The sequence below is a fragment of the Caenispirillum salinarum AK4 genome (assembly GCF_000315795.1).
GTDB lineage: Bacteria > Pseudomonadota > Alphaproteobacteria > Rhodospirillales > Rhodospirillaceae > Caenispirillum > Caenispirillum salinarum.
In genome coordinates this window covers 306354-322423 of sequence record NZ_ANHY01000003.1, presented here as the reverse complement: position 1 = coordinate 322423, position 16070 = coordinate 306354, and the positions used below count along the sequence as shown (strand labels likewise).

Sequence of the window (16070 nt, the reverse complement as noted above, 5' to 3'; positions counted from 1 at the left end):
GCCCTATTCCGGGTTGCGGGTCAGCGGCGCGGGCTTGCGCTTGCGGCTGAAGACCATCTCCTGGTTCGCAAGGTCCTCGGGGGCGCCCACCCAGGCATAAGCCAGCAGGGCCGGCTCGCGGTCCGAGGTGGTGATGGCGTGATCGTGCTCGGGCACGTTCAGGATCATCGCCCCAGGGACGTAGACGCCCGCATCGTTCTCCGACGTCGCGCCCGACAGGCAGATGTAGCTTTCCGTGATGCCGCTGTGGGCATGGGCGGGATAGGTGGTGCGCGGCGCGAACAGGACCAGCCCCAGCGTCAGTTCCTTGCAGTACACCGGGCCGTGCGGCCCCAGGATGTCGGCGTAGGCATAGCGTTTTTCCAGGTGGCGGGGCATGGAGGCATAGCCGTGCCGCCACGTCAGCCAGTCCTTCACCTTGTCGATGGCGCGGACCATGCCGCTCATGGTGTCGCGTTCGCCGTTGTCGAGCGCCCGGCCAAGGTGGGCGCAGACGGGCTTGCGTTCGGGCAGGGGAAAGTCCAGCGGCGGATCGCCGGCAATGCACCGCGACAGGCGTTCGCGCACCGCCTTCATGTGACCCCGGATGAGGCGGCTGCCGCCGGCCGAGCGATAGCGGTAGGCGGTATCGAACTCCGCCAGCAGGTAGCCCCAGTCGGGCACGTCGGCCAGGCGCCGGACGCTCTCGGTCATGGAAAGCCTTCCTTTCGGTCCAGCGGAAAAGGAAAGGCCCGCGGCCGGTGTGCCGCGGGCCTTGCCGGAAAACCGGACGAAGGCCGGTCAGTTGCCGGCGGTCTGGTTCATGCCACCGGCACCACCGGACATGGACATCATGTCCCCGGTCATCATGCCGCGGATGACGACGCGGCGGTTTTCGGGCTCGCGGACGCCGTCGCCGGTGGGCACGCGCGGGTCAAGCTCGCCCTTCCAGTCGACGTTCATGCGGTCCATGGGCACGCCGCGGGCGCTCAGCGCCTGGGCGACGTTGCGGGCGCGCTGTTCGGACAGGCGGTTGTTGTAAGGCACCGAACCGGCGCGGTCGGCGTGGCCGACGACCTGAAGTTCAAGGTTCGGGTTCTCCTGCGCCACCTCGGCGACCGAGTTCAGCAGCGGATCGGCCTCGGCGGGCACGCGGGCGACGTCGAAGTCGAAGAACACCAGCACCGGCGCCTGCGCCTGGGCCGGCTGCGGCGCCGGCTGCTCGCCCAGTTGGTTCATGGCGTTGATGAAGCCCTCGCGGCACTCGGCGATGTGGTCCATCTGCCAGCCTTCCTCGGACTGCTCAACCCAGCAATCGTAGTTGGACTGGGCCGAGGCGGCGACCACCGGGTTGTTCTCGCGGGCGCCATCACGGTAGGCGGCGACCAGGGCGTTGCGGGCCACCCGCAGGTCGGTGCGCCATTCCGCGTTGTCGATGTCCCAGTCGCGCGGGTCCTCGGGCGCCACGCGGCGGCCGTCGGCGGCGGCCAGGGTCTTCTCGGCGAAATGATCGGCGTCGGGCCAGTCGTACATTTCATCCGACTCGAACCGCGTGTAGTCGCTGTAGTTCTTCGCCAGGCTCTGGGTGAACTGCGAACCCTGCGGGGTCACCTGCTTGGCGCTGTCGATCTTGTATGGATTGGCGCAGGCGGCCAGCGTCACGGTCGCGACGGCGGGAACGGCAACGCGGATGATCGGATGCATGTCGCAAGCCTCCTCATAGGACAGAAACCGGCGCGCGAGAAGCCTCCGCGCGCTTTTCCAGCCAACGTCCCGCTTCTCCGGCCGGTTCCTAAACCCTGGGGACATAGCCCTTCGAGCCCTTTCCCCTTGCGCGCGTGCCTCTTTCGGCCGACTCCCTCCGGTCAGGCCTCCTCTGCCGCGGGTTTGTCGGCCACGCCCGCCTCGGCAAACGTCGCCATGCCGGCATGACAGGCCGCCGCCGCCTTCAGCACGCCGGCCGCCAGCACCGCGCCCGAGCCCTCGCCGAGGCGCATTCCCAGGTCCAGGATCGCCCGCTTGCCCAGTTTTTCCACCAGACGGCCGTGGCCGGGTTCGGCCGAGGCATGGGCGACGACGCAGTGGTCCAGGCTGCCCGGCCGCGCGGCCTCCAGGCAGGCCGCGGCGGCGGTGGTGATGTAGCCGTCCAGCACCACCGGCACCCGCGCAAGCCGCGCCCCGGCCACCGCGCCGGCAATGGCCGCCAGTTCGCGACCGCCCAGGCGGCGCAGCACCTCCAGCCCGTCCGGCGCATCGGCGGTGTTGGCGGTCACGCCGTCGGCCACCACGCGCGCCTTGTGCGACAGCGCCTCGCCCTTCACGCCGGTGCCGGGGCCGGTCCACTCCATGGGCGAGCCGCCGAACAGCGCGAGTGCGATGGCGGCGGCGCTGGTGGTGTTGGCAATGCCCATCTCGCCCACGCAAAGCGCATCGGGCGGCGCCGTCGTCACCTGCTCCAGCCCGGCGTTCAGCGCGGCGACCACCTCGTCCTCGGTCATGGCCGGGCCTTTGGTGAAGTCCGCGGTCGGGCGGTCCAGGTCCAGCGCCGTGACCGTCAGTTCCGCCCCCACCGCACGGCAAAGCTGGTTCACCGCCGCACCGCCGGCCTTGAAGTTCGCCACCATCTGCGCGGTGACGGACGCCGGAAAGGCGGAAACACCCAGGGCCGCCACGCCGTGATTGCCGGCGAAGACGCAGGCCCGCACGCTGTCCAGTCGCGCCGGATGGCGGCCCTGCCAGGCCGCCAGCCACGCCGCCAGGTCCTCCAGCCGGCCCAGCGATCCCGGCGGCTTGGTCAGCTGCGGCTCACGCGCGGCGGCGGCGGCGGCGGCCTCGGCATCCGGGCCCGGCAGGTCGGAGAGCAGGGCGCGGAACTCGGCCAGGGAGCGCACGGTCACGGACATCTTGCTTGCACCTTCGGCTGGGGAATGGAAATGTTCGGCCCGATCCATACACCCTCGATCCGCGAAAATCATTGATCATGGCGTCAAACCCGCCCCCCGCCGGCCGCATGGGCGAAGCCCATCTGGCGTTCGTCTTTCTCACCCGCCTGCCGCTTCCCCGGCTGACGGATGCTGCCGCGCGCGCGCCGGTCGGGCTGGCTTCCTGGGCCTTTCCGCTGGTCGGACTGGCCGTCGGACTGGCCGGGGCGCTGGCGCTGTGGGGCGCGGCGCTGGCCGGGCTGCCGCCGCTGGTGGGCGCGCTGGCGGCCCTGGCGGTGACCGTCGCGCTGACCGGCGCCCTGCACGAAGACGGGCTGGGCGACGTGGCGGACGGCTTCGGCGGCGGCCACACCCGCGAGCGCAAGCTGGAGATCATGCGCGACAGTCGCGTCGGCTCCTACGGCGTGCTGGCGCTGCTGTTCAGCGTGGCGTTCCGGGCCGGCGCCCTGGCGGCGCTGCTGGAGACCGGCGGACCCTCGGCGGCCGGCGCGGCGCTGATCGCCGCCATGGGCATGTCCCGCGCCGCCATTCCGTTGACCATGGTCCTGCTGCCGCCCGCCCGCCCCGACGGGCTGGGCGCGGCGGCCGGATCGCCCGGCGCCCTGCGTCTCGGCGTGGCTCTGGCGCTGGCGGGCGCCGCTTCGGCGGTGCTGCTGCCGGCGGCGACGCTGGCGCCCGTCTTCGCCCTGGCTCTGCTGGCCGTGCTGCTGACGACGGGTCTTGCGCGCCGGCAGGTCGGCGGCCACACGGGCGACGTTCTCGGTGCGGTGGAGCAGGTGGCGCAGGCCACCGTCCTTCTCACCCTCTCCGCCCTGGCCGGAGCCTGAGGCATGGAGGGCGCGACACGCTTCTGGTGGGTCCGGCATGCGCCGGTGGACGCGGCACCCGGCGAGATCGTCGGCGTGCTCGACCGACCGTGCCGCGCCATGGACGCCGCCGCCGTCTCCGCACTGCGCCATGTGCTGCCGCCTGATGCGGCGGCCGTCACCAGCGGCCTCGCCCGCTGCCGCGCCACGGCTGACGCGCTAGGCTTCTCGCAGGCCGTGACGGAGCCGGGCTTGCGCGAACAGGACTTCGGCGCGTGGCAGGGGCGGACGTGGGCCGACCTGCCGTTCTCCGAGACCGGCGATTTTTGGGAGGCTCCCGCCACCGCCCGTCCGCCGGGCGGAGAGAGCTTCGCCGATCAGGTGGCGCGCGTGCGTGCCTGTATCGAAAGGCTTGCGGAGGCCCGCGCCGGACACGACGTGGTGGCTGTGGTTCATGCCGGCACCATCCGGGCGGCGCTCGCGCTGGCGATGGGGCTGGAAGCGGACCCGGCTCCCGCCCTATGCTTCGGGGTGGAGCCGCTGTCGCTCACCCGCGTCGACCTCGTGGCCGAGGGCGCGGCGGTCCACCTGGTCAACTGGAGGCCCCGCCCCTGATGCTTCCCTCCGTCGTGCCGCCCTCTCCCGCCGACTTCAGCCCCCTGCCGCCGCTCACTGTCATCATCGGCGGCGCCCGCTCGGGCAAGAGCCGGCTGGCCGAGCAGATCATCCGGGCATCCGGCGCCGCGCGGGCGACCTACGTCGCCACCGCCCAGGCGTGGGACGACGAGATGGCTGCCCGCATCGCCATGCACCGCGAGCGCCGCAGCCGCTTCTGGCACACCATCGAGGAACCGCTGGAACTCTCCACCCTGTTGCCGCGCGTCAACCCCGGCGAGCCGGTTCTGGTGGACTGCCTGACGCTCTGGCTCACCAACCAGATGCTGGCCGACCCGCCGCGCGACATCGAATTCGCCATCGACGGCCTGCGCGAAGCCTTGCACGACACCATGGCGCCCGTCGTTCTGGTCTCCAACGAGGTGGGGCTCGGCATCGTGCCGGACAGCATGCTCGGCCGGTCGTTCCGCGATCAGGCCGGGCGGCTCAATCAGGTGATGAGCGAGGCCGCCGATCGCGTTATCTTCGTCGCGGCCGGAGTGCCTCTCATTCTCAAGAACATCCCATCCGACCCGTCACGGACAAGGAACAGCCCTTCATCATGAGTGCAGCCCGCAAGATCCCCGCGACCGTCATCACCGGCTTTCTCGGCGCCGGCAAGACCACGCTGATCCGCCACCTGATGGAGAACGCGCAGGGCAAGCGCATCGCCCTGGTCATCAACGAATTCGGCGACCTGGGCATGGACCGCGAAATCCTGAGCGGCTGCGGCGTGCCGGGCTGCGAGGACGAGAACATCGTGGAGCTGGCCAACGGCTGCATCTGCTGCACGGTGGCCGACGAGTTCCTGCCGACCATGGAAAAGCTGGTGCTGGCCGACAACCCGCCGGATGCCATCGTCATCGAGACCTCCGGGCTCGCCCTGCCCAAGCCGCTGGTGAAGGCCTTCCAGTGGCCGGAAATCCGCTCGCGCGTCACCGTCGACGGCGTGGTGACGCTGGTCGACGCCCATGCGGTCGCCGCCGGCCGCTTCGCCGACGACCCGGACGCGGTTCAGAAGCTGCGGGAGGCCGACGAGGCGCTGGACCACGACAACCCGCTGGAAGAGGTGTTCGAGGACCAGCTGTCCTGCGCCGACCTGGTGATCCTCAACAAAGCCGACCTCCTGGACGAGGCCGGCATGGACGTGCTTGAGCAGGACCTGCGCGCCCGCCTGCGCCCCGGCGTCAAGCTGGTCCCCGCCGCCTACGGCAAGGTGGACCCGGCCGTTCTGCTGGGCCTGGACGCGGGCGCCGAGGACGACCTGGACACGCGCCCCAGTCACCACGATGACGCCGACGGCGACCACGACCACGACGACTTCGACACCTTCGTGGTGGAGTTCGGCGCGGTGGAGGACCTGGAGGCCCTGGAGGCGCGTCTGGCGGCTGCCGTGGAGGATCACGACATCCTGCGCATCAAGGGCTTCCTCGACATTCCCGGCAAGCCGGCGCGCATGCTGGTGCAGGGTGTGGGCCCGCGCCTGGACCGCTGGTTCGACCGCCCCTGGAAGGCCGGGGAGGAGCGCAAGAGCCACCTGGTGGTGATCGGCCTGCACGGCATCGACCGCGCCGCCGTCGCCCGCGAAATCCGCGAGGGCCGCACCGCCGCCGAAGCGCAGGCCGCGCCGCTGTCCGGTTCCGCCGGCGCCGCCTGATCCATGCATCTTCTCGCCGCGACGCCCGGAGGCATCGACGACGGATCGGACGCCGTCGACCTGGGGCAGACGCCCGCCGACATCGTGGTGCTGTCTGCCGCCGACAGTGAACTGGCCTGCCTGTCCCACGCCCGCCGGGCGCTGGGGGAGGCGGTGCCGTCGCTGCGGCTGGCGAGCCTGCTGCACCTGGGCCACAACATGAGCGTCGACCTCTATGTCGACAGCGTCATCTCCGGCGCGAGGCTCGTGATCGTGCGGCTGCTGGGCGGGCGCGGCTACTGGCCCTATGGGGTGGAGGAACTGGAGCGGGTGTGCCGCCGCAAGGGCATCGCGCTCGCCTTCCTGCCGGGCGACGACAAACCCGATGAGGACCTGGCCCGCGCTTCGTCGCTTGATGCTTCCGCGCGGGACCGCCTGTGGCGCTACCTGATCCACGGCGGCACCGGCAACGCGGAGCACTACCTGCGCTACGCCGCGACCCTTCTGGGGCGCGACGTCGAGTGGCAGGAGCCCGCGCCGCTGCCCTCGGCGGGACTCTACCCGCTGGGGACGACGCTGGACGACATGCAGGCCGCATGGATGCCCGACGCGCCGGTGGCGGCGGTGGTGTTCTATCGGGCACTGGTGCAGGCGGGAAACACCGATGTGGTGGATGCGCTGTGCATGTCCCTGCGCGACCAGGGCGTCAACGCCCTGCCGCTGTTCGTGACCAGCCTGAAGGACCCCATGGCCGCCGGCGTGGTGGAGAGCGTGCTGGGCGATGCCGCGCCGGGCGTCATCCTCAACGCCACGGGCTTTGCCGTCGCCGCCCCCGGCAACCCCAAGGACACGCCGTTTGCCGTCGCCGACTGCCCGGTGCTTCAGGTGGTCTTCGCCGGCAGCGGGGAAGACGGCTGGCGCGAGGGCGCGCGCGGGTTGTCGTCGCGCGACATCGCCATGAACGTGGCCCTGCCGGAAGTGGACGGCCGGGTGCTGTCGCGCGCCATCAGCTTCAAGGGCCTCATCCGCCGCGACGAGGACACGCAGCATGACGTCGTCGGCCACAAGCCCGTCGCCGACCGGGTGCGCTTCGTCGCCGAGCTTGCCGCCCGCTGGGCGCGGCTGCGGCGGACGCCGGCGGAGGAGCGCCGCATCGGGCTGGTGCTGGCGAACTATCCCACCCGCGACGGGCGGCTGGGCAACGGCGTCGGCCTCGACACCCCGGCCGGCACGGTCGCGGTGCTGGAGGCGCTGAGGGAGGCCGGCTACAACCTTCCCGACGTGCCGGAGGACGGCGACGCGCTGATCCGCACGCTCCAGGAGGGCGTGACCAACGACCTCACCGCCCGCGACGCCCGCACGGTCCGCGTCGTCCTGCCGCTGGACGTCTACCGTGCAGGGTTCGAGGCGCTGCCCGAGGCCGTCCGCGCGCAAGTCTCCGACCGCTGGGGCGCGCCGGAAGACGATCCGCACTTCCGCGCCGACCATGGCGGCTTCGCGCTGTCGGTTCTGCCGCTGGGGAATGTGGCGGTCGGCATCCAGCCGGCGCGCGGCTACAACATCGACCCGGTGGAAAGCTACCACGACCCCGCCCTGGTGCCGCCGCACGGCTACCTCGCCTTCTACATCTGGCTGCGCGAGAGCTTCGGCGCCCAGGCCGTCGTCCACATGGGCAAGCACGGCAACCTGGAATGGCTGCCCGGCAAGGCCCTGGCGCTGTCCGAGGACTGTTTTCCCGAAGCCGCCCTCGGCCCCATGCCGCACCTCTACCCCTTCATCGTCAACGACCCCGGCGAGGGAACGCAGGCCAAGCGCCGGGCGCAGGCCGTCATCATCGACCACCTGACGCCGCCGCTGACCCGCGCCGAAAGCTACGGGCCGTTGAAAGACCTGGAAGCCCTGGTGGACGAGTACTTCGAGGCCGCCGGCGTCGATCCGCGCCGGCTCAAGGTGCTGCGGGAAGAAATCTTGTCGCTGGCCCGCTCCACCGGCCTGGACGACGACCTGGGCATCGCCCCCAACGACGACGCCGACACGGCGCTGGCGAAGCTCGACGCCCACCTGTGCGAGCTGAAGGAACTGCAAATCCGCGACGGCCTGCACATCTTCGGCCGCAGCCCGACCGGCGACCAGCGCACCGACCTTCTGGTGGCCCTCGGCCGCGTGCCGCCGGCGGGGCGGGAGGACCTGGCTCTGACCCGCGCGCTCGCCGCCGACCTGGAGTTGGCGGAGGGCTTCGACCCGCTCGACTGTCCGCCCGCCGATCCGTGGGAGGGGGCGCGGCCCGCCGTGCTGGCCGACATCGACAGCCAGACCTGGCGCACCACCGGCGACACCGTGGAGCGGCTGGAGCTGCTGGCCCGCGCGCTGGTGGAGGGCTCCGCCGACGCCGACCCCGCCTGGACGCGCACCGACGCCGCGCTGGCCCATGTTCGCGAAACCCTCGCCCCCGCCGTCGATACCAGTGGAGAGGCGGAGCTTGCCGGGCTCCTCACCGGCCTCGCCGGACGCTTCGTGCCGCCGGGACCGTCGGGCGCGCCGACGCGGGGACGGCCGGACGTGCTGCCGACGGGACGCAATTTCTTCTCCGTCGACACCCGCACCGTCCCCACCCCCGCCGCCTGGCACCTGGGATGGAAGTCGGCGGGGCTGCTGCTGGAGCGCCACTGGCAGGACAATGGCGAGTGGCCGCGCGCCATGGCCATCACCGCCTGGGGCACGTCCAACATGCGCACCGGCGGCGACGACATCGCCCAGGGGCTCGCGCTCATGGGCGTGCGGCCGACGTGGGACAGTGCCTCCCGCCGCGTGACGGGGTTCGAGATATTGCCCGCGAGCGTGCTGGACCGGCCGCGCGTGGACGTGACCTTGCGCATCTCGGGCTTTTTCCGCGATGCCTTCCCAGCGCTCATCGACCTGTTCGACAGTGCCGCCCGCGCGGTCGCCGACCTGGACGAGCCCGACGACGTCAACCCGCTCGCCGGCCGCGTCCGCGCCGACGCCGCCGTGCTGGGCGGGGACGAAACGGCCGCCCGCAAGCGCGCCGCTTCCCGCGTGTTCGGGTCCAAGCCCGGCGCCTACGGCGCGGGTCTTCAGGCCTACATTGATGAAGGCGGCTGGGACACCGACGCCGACCTGGCCGACGCATACGTCACCTGGGGCGGCTATGCCTACGGCGCGGGGACGGAGGGCGCGGCAGAGCACGAGCTGTTCCGCGACCGGCTGTCGAAGGTGGACGCCGTCGTCCAGAACCAGGACAACCGCGAGCACGACCTGCTGGACAGCGACGACTATTACCAGTTCGAGGGCGGCATGACGGCCGCCGTGCGCACCCTCTCAGGCCGCCAGCCGGCGACTTATCACCCCGACCACTCGCGCCCCGAAAGCCCGCGCATCCGCACGCTGGGGGAGGAGATCGCGCGCATCGTCCGGGGGCGGGCGGCCAACCCCAAGTGGATCGCCGGCGTCATGCGCCACGGCTACAAGGGCGCCTTCGAGATGGCGGCGACGGTGGACTACCTGTTCGCCTTCGCAGCGACCGCCAAGTGCGTGTCCGACCACCATTTTGACGCCATATTCGATGCCTACATGGTGGACGAGGATGTCCGCCGGTTCCTCGCCGACCACAATCCGGCCGCCCTTTCGGAGATGGCCGACCGGTTCGACGAAGCCCAGCGGCGCGGCCTGTGGCGGTCGCGGCGCAACGACGTGCCCCGCGTGCTGGACGAAATCAGGGAGACGACCAAGCCATGACCGACACCCCCGCCCCCGGCCCCGAGGACGACGACCTCAACGCCCGCCACAAGGCCAAGATGGCCAAGAAGAAGGCCATCCGCGACAAGATCCTGTCTGAAAAGACGGAAACGCGCGGCGTGATGATCGTCCACACCGGCGCCGGCAAGGGCAAGTCCACCGCCGCCTTCGGCATGGCCCTGCGCTGTGTGGGCCACGGCATGAAGGTGGGCGTGGTGCAGTTCATCAAGGGCGCCATGGACACCGCCGAGCGCGACGTGCTGGCGCGCTTTCCCGATCAGGTGACCTTCAAGGCCATGGGCGAGGGCTTCACCTGGGAAACCCAGGACCGCGAGCGCGACATCGCCGCCGCCCGCCGCGCCTTCGACGTCGCCAAGGAATGGCTGGCCGACCCCGACTACGGCATGGTGATCCTGGACGAGATCAACGTCGTCCTGCGCTATGGCTACCTGCCGACGGAAGAGGTGATCGAGGCGCTGGAGGCCCGCCCCATCCACCAGCACGCCGTCCTGACCGGCCGCAACGCGCTGGACGAGGTGATCGAGCGCGCCGACCTGGTCACCGAGATGAAGTTGGTCAAGCACCCCTTCCGCGCCGGCATCAAGGCCCAGGCCGGGGTGGAATTCTGACGCCCCGTCAGCGCATTATCGGCGGGCGGACACCCGACGCCCGCGCCCCTGTCGCCACTGCGGAGACGCCTTCATGATCCTGCGAGCCCTCACCCTCGGCCTGGCCGTCGTCTTCAGCGTCCTTGCCGGTGCCGCCGCACCGGCGCCGGCCGGCGCCGCCAGCGTCCAGGAAGACCTGGCCGACGCGCGATCGGTCCTGAACGAAAGCATATCCGCCGTCTACAGCGTGCGCGGCGACGAAAACTTCGAGAACAACTTCAACCGGTATCTCCAGCGCGCCAAGGGTGTGCTGATCGTGCCGCAGTTCTTCAAGGGCGGCTTCATCATCGGCGGCGCCTACGGCAACGGCCTGCTCATGAGCCGCGACCGCACCGGCGACTGGTCGGCGCCCGCCTTCTACCGCATGGGCGCCGGGTCTCTCGGCTTCCAGATCGGTGCGCAGCAGGTGGAAATGGTCTTCATGATCATGACCGACCGCGGCCTGACGGCGCTGATGAACGACGAGTTCAAGCTGGGCGCCAACGTGGGCGTCACCTTCGTGCACAAGGGCGCCAACCTGGAGGCCGCCACGACCACCAACATGCAGAACGACATCCTGGCCTTCGCCCACGCCAAGGGCGCCTATGGCGGCGTGTCGGTGGAAGGGGCGGTCATCAAGCCGCGCCACGACTGGAACCAGGCTTTCTACGGCCGCGGTGCCACGCCCAAGGCCATCGTGCTCGACCGCCGCTATCCCAATCCCGAGGCTGAACCGCTGTGGGAGGCCCTGTCGGTGGAGAACATCGGCGACGTCGACACCGCCCCCTACAGCCAGCAGCAATCGCCGGCCGGAGCCCAGGGCCAGGGCCAGGGCCAGATGCAGGCGCAGCCGCAGGGCCAGGACGACAGCTGGATGCAGGGCAGCCAGGGCCAGGGCCAGATGCAGCCTTCCGGCAACAGCGGGCCGACGCGCATCGCGCCGATCGAGAGCGAACCGCTGGACCCCATCCAGGGCGAGCAGCTGGCGCCGCCGTCGACCACCGGGCAATAGGCCCGCGGCATGACGGGCGGAACACGCACGCCGGCGCTGATGCTGCTGGGCACCGGATCGGACGTCGGCAAGAGCCTGTTGGTGGCGGGCCTGTGCCGGCTGTTCACCCGGCGCGGCCTGACGGTCCGCCCCTTCAAGCCGCAGAACATGAGCAACAATGCCGCCGTCACCCCCGACGGCGGCGAGATCGGCCGCGCCCAGGCCTTGCAGGCCCGCGCCTGCGGCGTGGCGCCCTCGCGCCACATGAACCCCGTACTGCTGAAACCTCAGACCGACGTGGGTTCGCAGGTGGTGGTGCAGGGCGAGGTGCTCGCCAATGCCACGGCGCGCGACTATTTCCGCCTGAAGAAAAGCCTGCTGCCCCGGGTGCTGGACAGCTTCCAAGCACTGGGCCGCGACGCCGACCTTGTGCTGGTGGAAGGCGCGGGCAGCGCCGCGGAAGTGAACCTGCGGGCGTCGGACATCGCCAACATGGGTTTTGCCGAGGCCGCCGACGTGCCGGTGGTCCTGGTGGGCGACATCGACCGGGGCGGCGTGCTGGCCCAGGTGGTCGGCACCCACGCCTTGCTGCCGGAGCCTGAGCGGACCCGCATCAAGGGCTACCTCATCAACAAGTTCCGGGGCGATCCGTCGCTGTTCGACCCGGCGCTCGACATCGTGACGGGCCGCACCGGCTGGCCGAGCATCGGCGTCGTGCCCTGGTTCGACGGCGCCCGCGCCCTGCCGGCGGAAGACGCCATGGCGCTCGACCAGCGCAGCGGACCGGGCCGCGCGGGGGCGCGGGTGACGGTGGCGGTTCTGCGGCTGTCGCGCGTCGCCAACTTCGACGACTTCGACCCGCTGGCCGCCGAGCCCGACGTGGCGCTGACCTGGGTCCAGCCCGGCGAGGCCGTACCGGGCAATGCCGACATCGTCATCATTCCCGGCTCAAAGGCGACGCTGGCCGATCTGGCGTTCCTGCGGGCGCAGGGGTGGGACACCGACATCACCGCCCACCTGCGGCGCGGCGGGCGCGTGGTGGGCATCTGCGCCGGCTACCAGATGCTCGGCCGCATGGTCCGCGACCCCGAAGGCATCGAGGGTCCGCCCGGCGAGGCGCCGGGCCTGGGCCTGCTGGACGTGGCCACCGTCATGCGCGGCCCCAAGACCCTGCGGGAGGCCGTCGGCACCGAGGCCCGCAGCGGCCTGCCTGTCGCCGGCTACGAGATGCACATGGGCGTGACCGATGGCCCCGACCGCGCCCGCCCCTGGCTGACGCTTGACGGCGGCGGACCGGATGGCGCGGTCTCGGCCGACGGACGGGTGCGCGGCTGCTACCTGCACGGCCTGTTCGGCGCCGACACCTTCCGCCGCCGGCTTCTCGGCCTCGACGAGAATGACGGCGGGCTGGACTATGCGGCGGGGGTGGACGCGGCGCTGGACGCGCTGGCCGACCACCTGGCGGCATCGGTGGACATGGACGCCCTGGCGTCGGCCGCCGGCATCAGCGCCTCCGCCGCCGCCAGGCCGGATATCACCACCGCTTCCACGCCCGATCCCGGCTGAGCGCTCGCGCCCGCCAGCACCAGTCCCGGGACCGGCGTGCGCACCGCCGGACGGTAGGCATCGACCGCCGGACCGTAGATCGCGCCGGCGTGGGTCGAGAGGTAGCGGCCGAAGGTGGCGGGCGTCGCATCCTGGCGGTAGACGATGTGGCGGCGAAGGCCGGGAATCAGGGCCTCCGCCAGCGCCAACGTGTGATCGCCCATGGCGCGCTTGGCGTCGGCATATGCGGCGTCGCCGCGATGCCAGCCCACCGCGTCGATGCGCGGCAGCAGCCTGATGACGGACACGGCCGCGCAGCCTGGCGGCGCCACCTGCGCCTCCGGCGGGGAAATGGTCAGGAACAGGCCGCCTTCGCCCGACTCCCGCAGCGTGCGCAGGGTCGGGCCGTCCGGCACATGGTCGATCAGCAGCAGCGACATGAAGGCCGAAGGCCCCGGCTCCGCCGCCGCCAGCGCACGGGCGTAGGCAGGCGGCAGGGCATCGTCCGGCAGCAGGTCGGGCAGGCGGCGCGCCTCGGTGTTCATCACGACGGCGGCGGCGGATACCATCTCGCCCGATGCCGTCTCCACGCCAGCGGCCGCGCCGCGCCGCATCAGGATGCGCGCCACCGGGGTGCGCGTCCGCACCATGCCGCCCCCGGCCTCCACCACCGCCGCCAGGGCGTCGGCCAGCGCCTGCGAACCGCCCACCGGATAGGCGCCGCCGTGAAAGGCGTAGGCGAACAGCGGCAGCATCTGCAGCACCGTCAGCCGGTCCGGCTGGTCGGTCAGGTAGCCCGCCAGGGCGTCGGCCGCCGCCCGCCCCTCGGGCGTCGAAACGAAGGCGGCGACGAACTCCGGCCACGGCCGCTCCATCCAGCGGAACAGGTGCGGGTGCGCCATCGGATAGGCGAGCGCCTCGTCAACCGTTGCCGGAACGTGCGGGGCGCCCCAGTCCGACCGGCTGCGCGCCATTTCCGCATCCATGCACGCGAGGTCGCCCACCAGCGCCCGCAGCCCGGCGGCATCGGCAGGCACAAGCGCGGCCAGCGACTCGGCCAATGCCTCGGCGCCCTGGCCGATGGTCAGGGTGCCGAACGGAAAGGTCACGCTCTGGTGCATGGGCACCCACGTCAGGCGCTCCGCCGCGCCCACCCGCGCCAGGAAGCGGTCCAGGGTGCCGCCGGAATGAACGCCCGACACGTCGTGGACGCCGGCATCGAAGATCACGTCGGCGCGGCTGCCCTCGGGCATGCGGACCTTGCGGACCCAGCTTGAACAGCAGCCGCCGGGCCGGTCGTGGCTCTCGAACACCGCCACCCGCGCCCCGCGGGCCGTCAGCGCGGCGGCGGCGGCCAGCCCGCCGATGCCGGCGCCCACGACCGCCACGTCGTATCCCTCCGCGCCATCCCTTTGGTGGACAAGCGGCGGCGCCCAGGGCCACGGGTCCTTCCGCCGCAGGCTCTGCCGGATGCTGAGGCGCGGCAGCATCTCCGGCAGCACCACCGAGGCGACGATGCCGACAAGCAGCAGCACGGGCCCGGCCCACAGCAGGACCGCCGTCCCCAGCCAGGCCAGTCCCGCCGCCGCCGTGAAGCACAGGCCCCACACGCTGGTGACGGCGGCGTTGACGGCCTTGAACTCCGGCGCGTCCCACAGCACGCGGGGCCAGCGTTCGCGGGCGTATTGCAGGGTGAAGGGCGTTCCCGCCGCCAGGCTGCCCCAGGCCATGACGGCCAGAACCGCAAGGACCAGCGCGGCGCCATTCTCCTCGAACACCGGCCAGCCGGCGGCGCTGGCGCCCAGGTGCGCGGCGAAGTAGACGGCGGCGACCAGGTCGGGCGCCTTCACCCGCCGCCGCCGCATGTCGGGGATTGCCAGCAGGATGGCCGCGCCCAGCCCCAGGGCGGCGGCGGCCATTGGCGCAGAGGCGGCCAGGCCGGCGCCGTAGACCATCCAGGGCGCGAAACCGATAGCGATGCGCAGCGGCGTGGGCAAGTGATGCATGGCGCGACTCCGGTCCAGAAGCTGCCGTCATGGGACCGGGCGCAGCACCGCCGCACAAGCTGTCCAGGAGTAAGGGGTGGGGGTAGGGCCGGAAATCCGGCTCCTTCGTCAGCCCTCCCCTTCGCGCGCCTCATGGCGGCGGCGGCTGCGTTCCTCGCGCTGCTGGGTTTCCTCCTCGCGCTTTTCCTCTCGGGCCCGGCGCATCATCTCGTCCAGGCCCAGCAGGTCGCGGTCGCGCGGCCGCAGCATGGCGATGCGTTCCTCGTCCACCACCGACAGGCGCGGCGGTACCGGCAGGTCCAGAAGCTCCGCCATCTCGTGCTCCTGGTCGCGCACGGCCAGAAGCTCGCGGTACATGCGCTTGCGGATCCACTTGGGCAGGTCCTCGGTCTTGCGATGGCCGCGAGTGCGGCGGTAGAGGCGCGACAGAAAGTCGATCATCACGGGGTCCCTCCGCCATTGTGGAAGGGCAGGACGGCCAGCGCCAGGGACAGGGTCGCCAGGGCCACGATCAGCAGGCGCAGGCCCCGCGTTCGGTCGCGCGCCGCCTGCTCGTTGCCGGCGAAGTAGCGGCGGTAGGCGATGTCGTAGGCCGCCGCCAGCAGGTCGTGCAGCTGGGCGACGACGCGGTCGTCGGTGACGCGCTGGTCATCCTGGCTGTCGTGGGCGCGCAGGCGCTTTTCCGCGGCCACCAGCTCGCGCAGGTCGGGCGGGTCCAGGTAGACGAAATCCATCTCGACCCGCACGATCATCACCGCCCCGGCGACCAGCGTCAGCACCGCCAGCCCGGCCAGCACCAGGATGGCGATGCCCGTCGCCGAGGACCAGGTGCCGGCATCGAAGTTGGCCGCCACGGCCGCCAGCGAGTAGACGGAAAATGCCAGCGCCGCCACGGGCGTTCCGACGCCGCCGCGAATCTCGTCACGGCGGGCACGTTCGGACTGGTAGAGATCGCGGTAGGTTTCGTAGCGCAGGCGGCTGGGAGTCATGTGCGATCGATCGGCTATCGCGGGAAGACGGTTGCACCGGAAGAACGTTCGGACCGGGCGAACCGTTGACGCGACAGGCCGTTGGGCGCTTGACGGCGCCTTGTCCCGCCGCCATCTCCAGG

At 71.6% G+C, this 16070-nt stretch carries 13 protein-coding genes and 1 pseudogene; 8 read left to right on the top strand and 6 right to left on the bottom strand.

The window, feature by feature from the left end; all coding sequences use genetic code 11:
- Nucleotides 1-3: 3 nt before the first annotated feature.
- The 3 genes from C882_RS02965 to cobT form a co-directional block, all read right to left on the bottom strand.
- The gene (locus C882_RS02965) at nt 4-693 is read right to left on the bottom strand and encodes a dimethylsulfonioproprionate lyase family protein (protein WP_009539054.1); all 690 of its coding nucleotides are present in this window, start codon (nt 691-693) and stop codon (nt 4-6) included.
- A gap of 87 nt (nt 694-780) precedes the next feature.
- Entirely contained in the window at nt 781-1683 is a 903-nt protein-coding gene (locus C882_RS02960) for an OmpA family protein (RefSeq protein ID WP_009539053.1), read from the bottom strand.
- A gap of 161 nt (nt 1684-1844) precedes the next feature.
- Nucleotides 1845-2882, bottom strand: coding sequence for a nicotinate-nucleotide--dimethylbenzimidazole phosphoribosyltransferase (gene cobT, locus C882_RS02955; protein WP_043643138.1), 1038 nt, complete (start codon nt 2880-2882; stop codon nt 1845-1847).
- A 77-nt stretch (nt 2883-2959) separates the two neighbouring features.
- Here cobT and C882_RS02950 point away from each other — a divergent pair, with 77 nt between their 5' ends.
- The 8 genes from C882_RS02950 to C882_RS23820 all read left to right on the top strand — a co-directional run bounded on the left by C882_RS02950 (nt 2960) and on the right by C882_RS23820 (nt 12974).
- Complete coding sequence (locus tag C882_RS02950) at nt 2960-3748, top strand: adenosylcobinamide-GDP ribazoletransferase (RefSeq protein ID WP_043643135.1); 789 nt, start codon at nt 2960-2962, stop codon at nt 3746-3748.
- 3 nt (nt 3749-3751) lie between these two features.
- The gene (locus C882_RS02945; RefSeq protein ID WP_009539050.1) at nt 3752-4342 is read left to right on the top strand and encodes a histidine phosphatase family protein; all 591 of its coding nucleotides are present in this window, start codon (nt 3752-3754) and stop codon (nt 4340-4342) included.
- The gene (gene cobU / locus C882_RS02940) at nt 4342-4947 is read left to right on the top strand and encodes a bifunctional adenosylcobinamide kinase/adenosylcobinamide-phosphate guanylyltransferase (RefSeq protein WP_009539049.1); all 606 of its coding nucleotides are present in this window, start codon (nt 4342-4344) and stop codon (nt 4945-4947) included. Before C882_RS02945 ends, cobU begins: the two co-directional genes overlap by 1 nt.
- Nucleotides 4944-6038: a cobalamin biosynthesis protein CobW gene (cobW, locus tag C882_RS02935; protein WP_009539048.1), complete on the top strand. Its 1095-nt coding sequence runs from the start codon at nt 4944-4946 to the stop codon at nt 6036-6038. Before cobU ends, cobW begins: the two co-directional genes overlap by 4 nt.
- Nucleotides 6039-6041: 3 nt before the next feature.
- A complete protein-coding gene (gene cobN / locus C882_RS02930; protein ID WP_009539047.1) occupies nt 6042-9770 on the top strand; it encodes a cobaltochelatase subunit CobN in 3729 nt (1242 codons plus the stop codon).
- Nucleotides 9767-10399 (top strand): cob(I)yrinic acid a,c-diamide adenosyltransferase, encoded by a 633-nt coding sequence (gene cobO, locus C882_RS02925; protein WP_009539046.1) that lies wholly within the window; start codon nt 9767-9769, stop codon nt 10397-10399. The genes cobN and cobO overlap by 4 nt, the downstream gene beginning before the upstream one ends.
- 73 nt (nt 10400-10472) lie before the next feature.
- Nucleotides 10473-11429, top strand: coding sequence for a lipid-binding SYLF domain-containing protein (locus C882_RS02920; protein WP_009539045.1), 957 nt, complete (start codon nt 10473-10475; stop codon nt 11427-11429).
- Between the two features lie 9 nt (nt 11430-11438).
- Complete coding sequence (locus tag C882_RS23820) at nt 11439-12974, top strand: cobyric acid synthase (RefSeq protein WP_236262454.1); 1536 nt, start codon at nt 11439-11441, stop codon at nt 12972-12974.
- On the opposite strand, the pseudogene C882_RS25365 reads toward C882_RS23820, so the two are convergent.
- The 3 genes and pseudogenes from C882_RS25365 to C882_RS02895 form a co-directional block, all read right to left on the bottom strand.
- Nucleotides 12974-14443: pseudogene (locus C882_RS25365) on the bottom strand (phytoene desaturase family protein); the annotation flags it as partial. The gene C882_RS23820 and the pseudogene C882_RS25365 sit on opposite strands and share 1 nt — an antisense overlap.
- A 624-nt stretch (nt 14444-15067) precedes the next feature.
- A complete protein-coding gene (locus C882_RS02900) occupies nt 15068-15400 on the bottom strand; it encodes a hypothetical protein (protein ID WP_009539043.1) in 333 nt (110 codons plus the stop codon).
- Nucleotides 15400-15948, bottom strand: a complete 549-nt coding sequence (locus C882_RS02895) for a hypothetical protein (protein ID WP_009539042.1) — start codon at nt 15946-15948, stop codon at nt 15400-15402. The genes C882_RS02900 and C882_RS02895 overlap by 1 nt, the downstream gene beginning before the upstream one ends.
- Nucleotides 15949-16070: the final 122 nt, after the last annotated feature.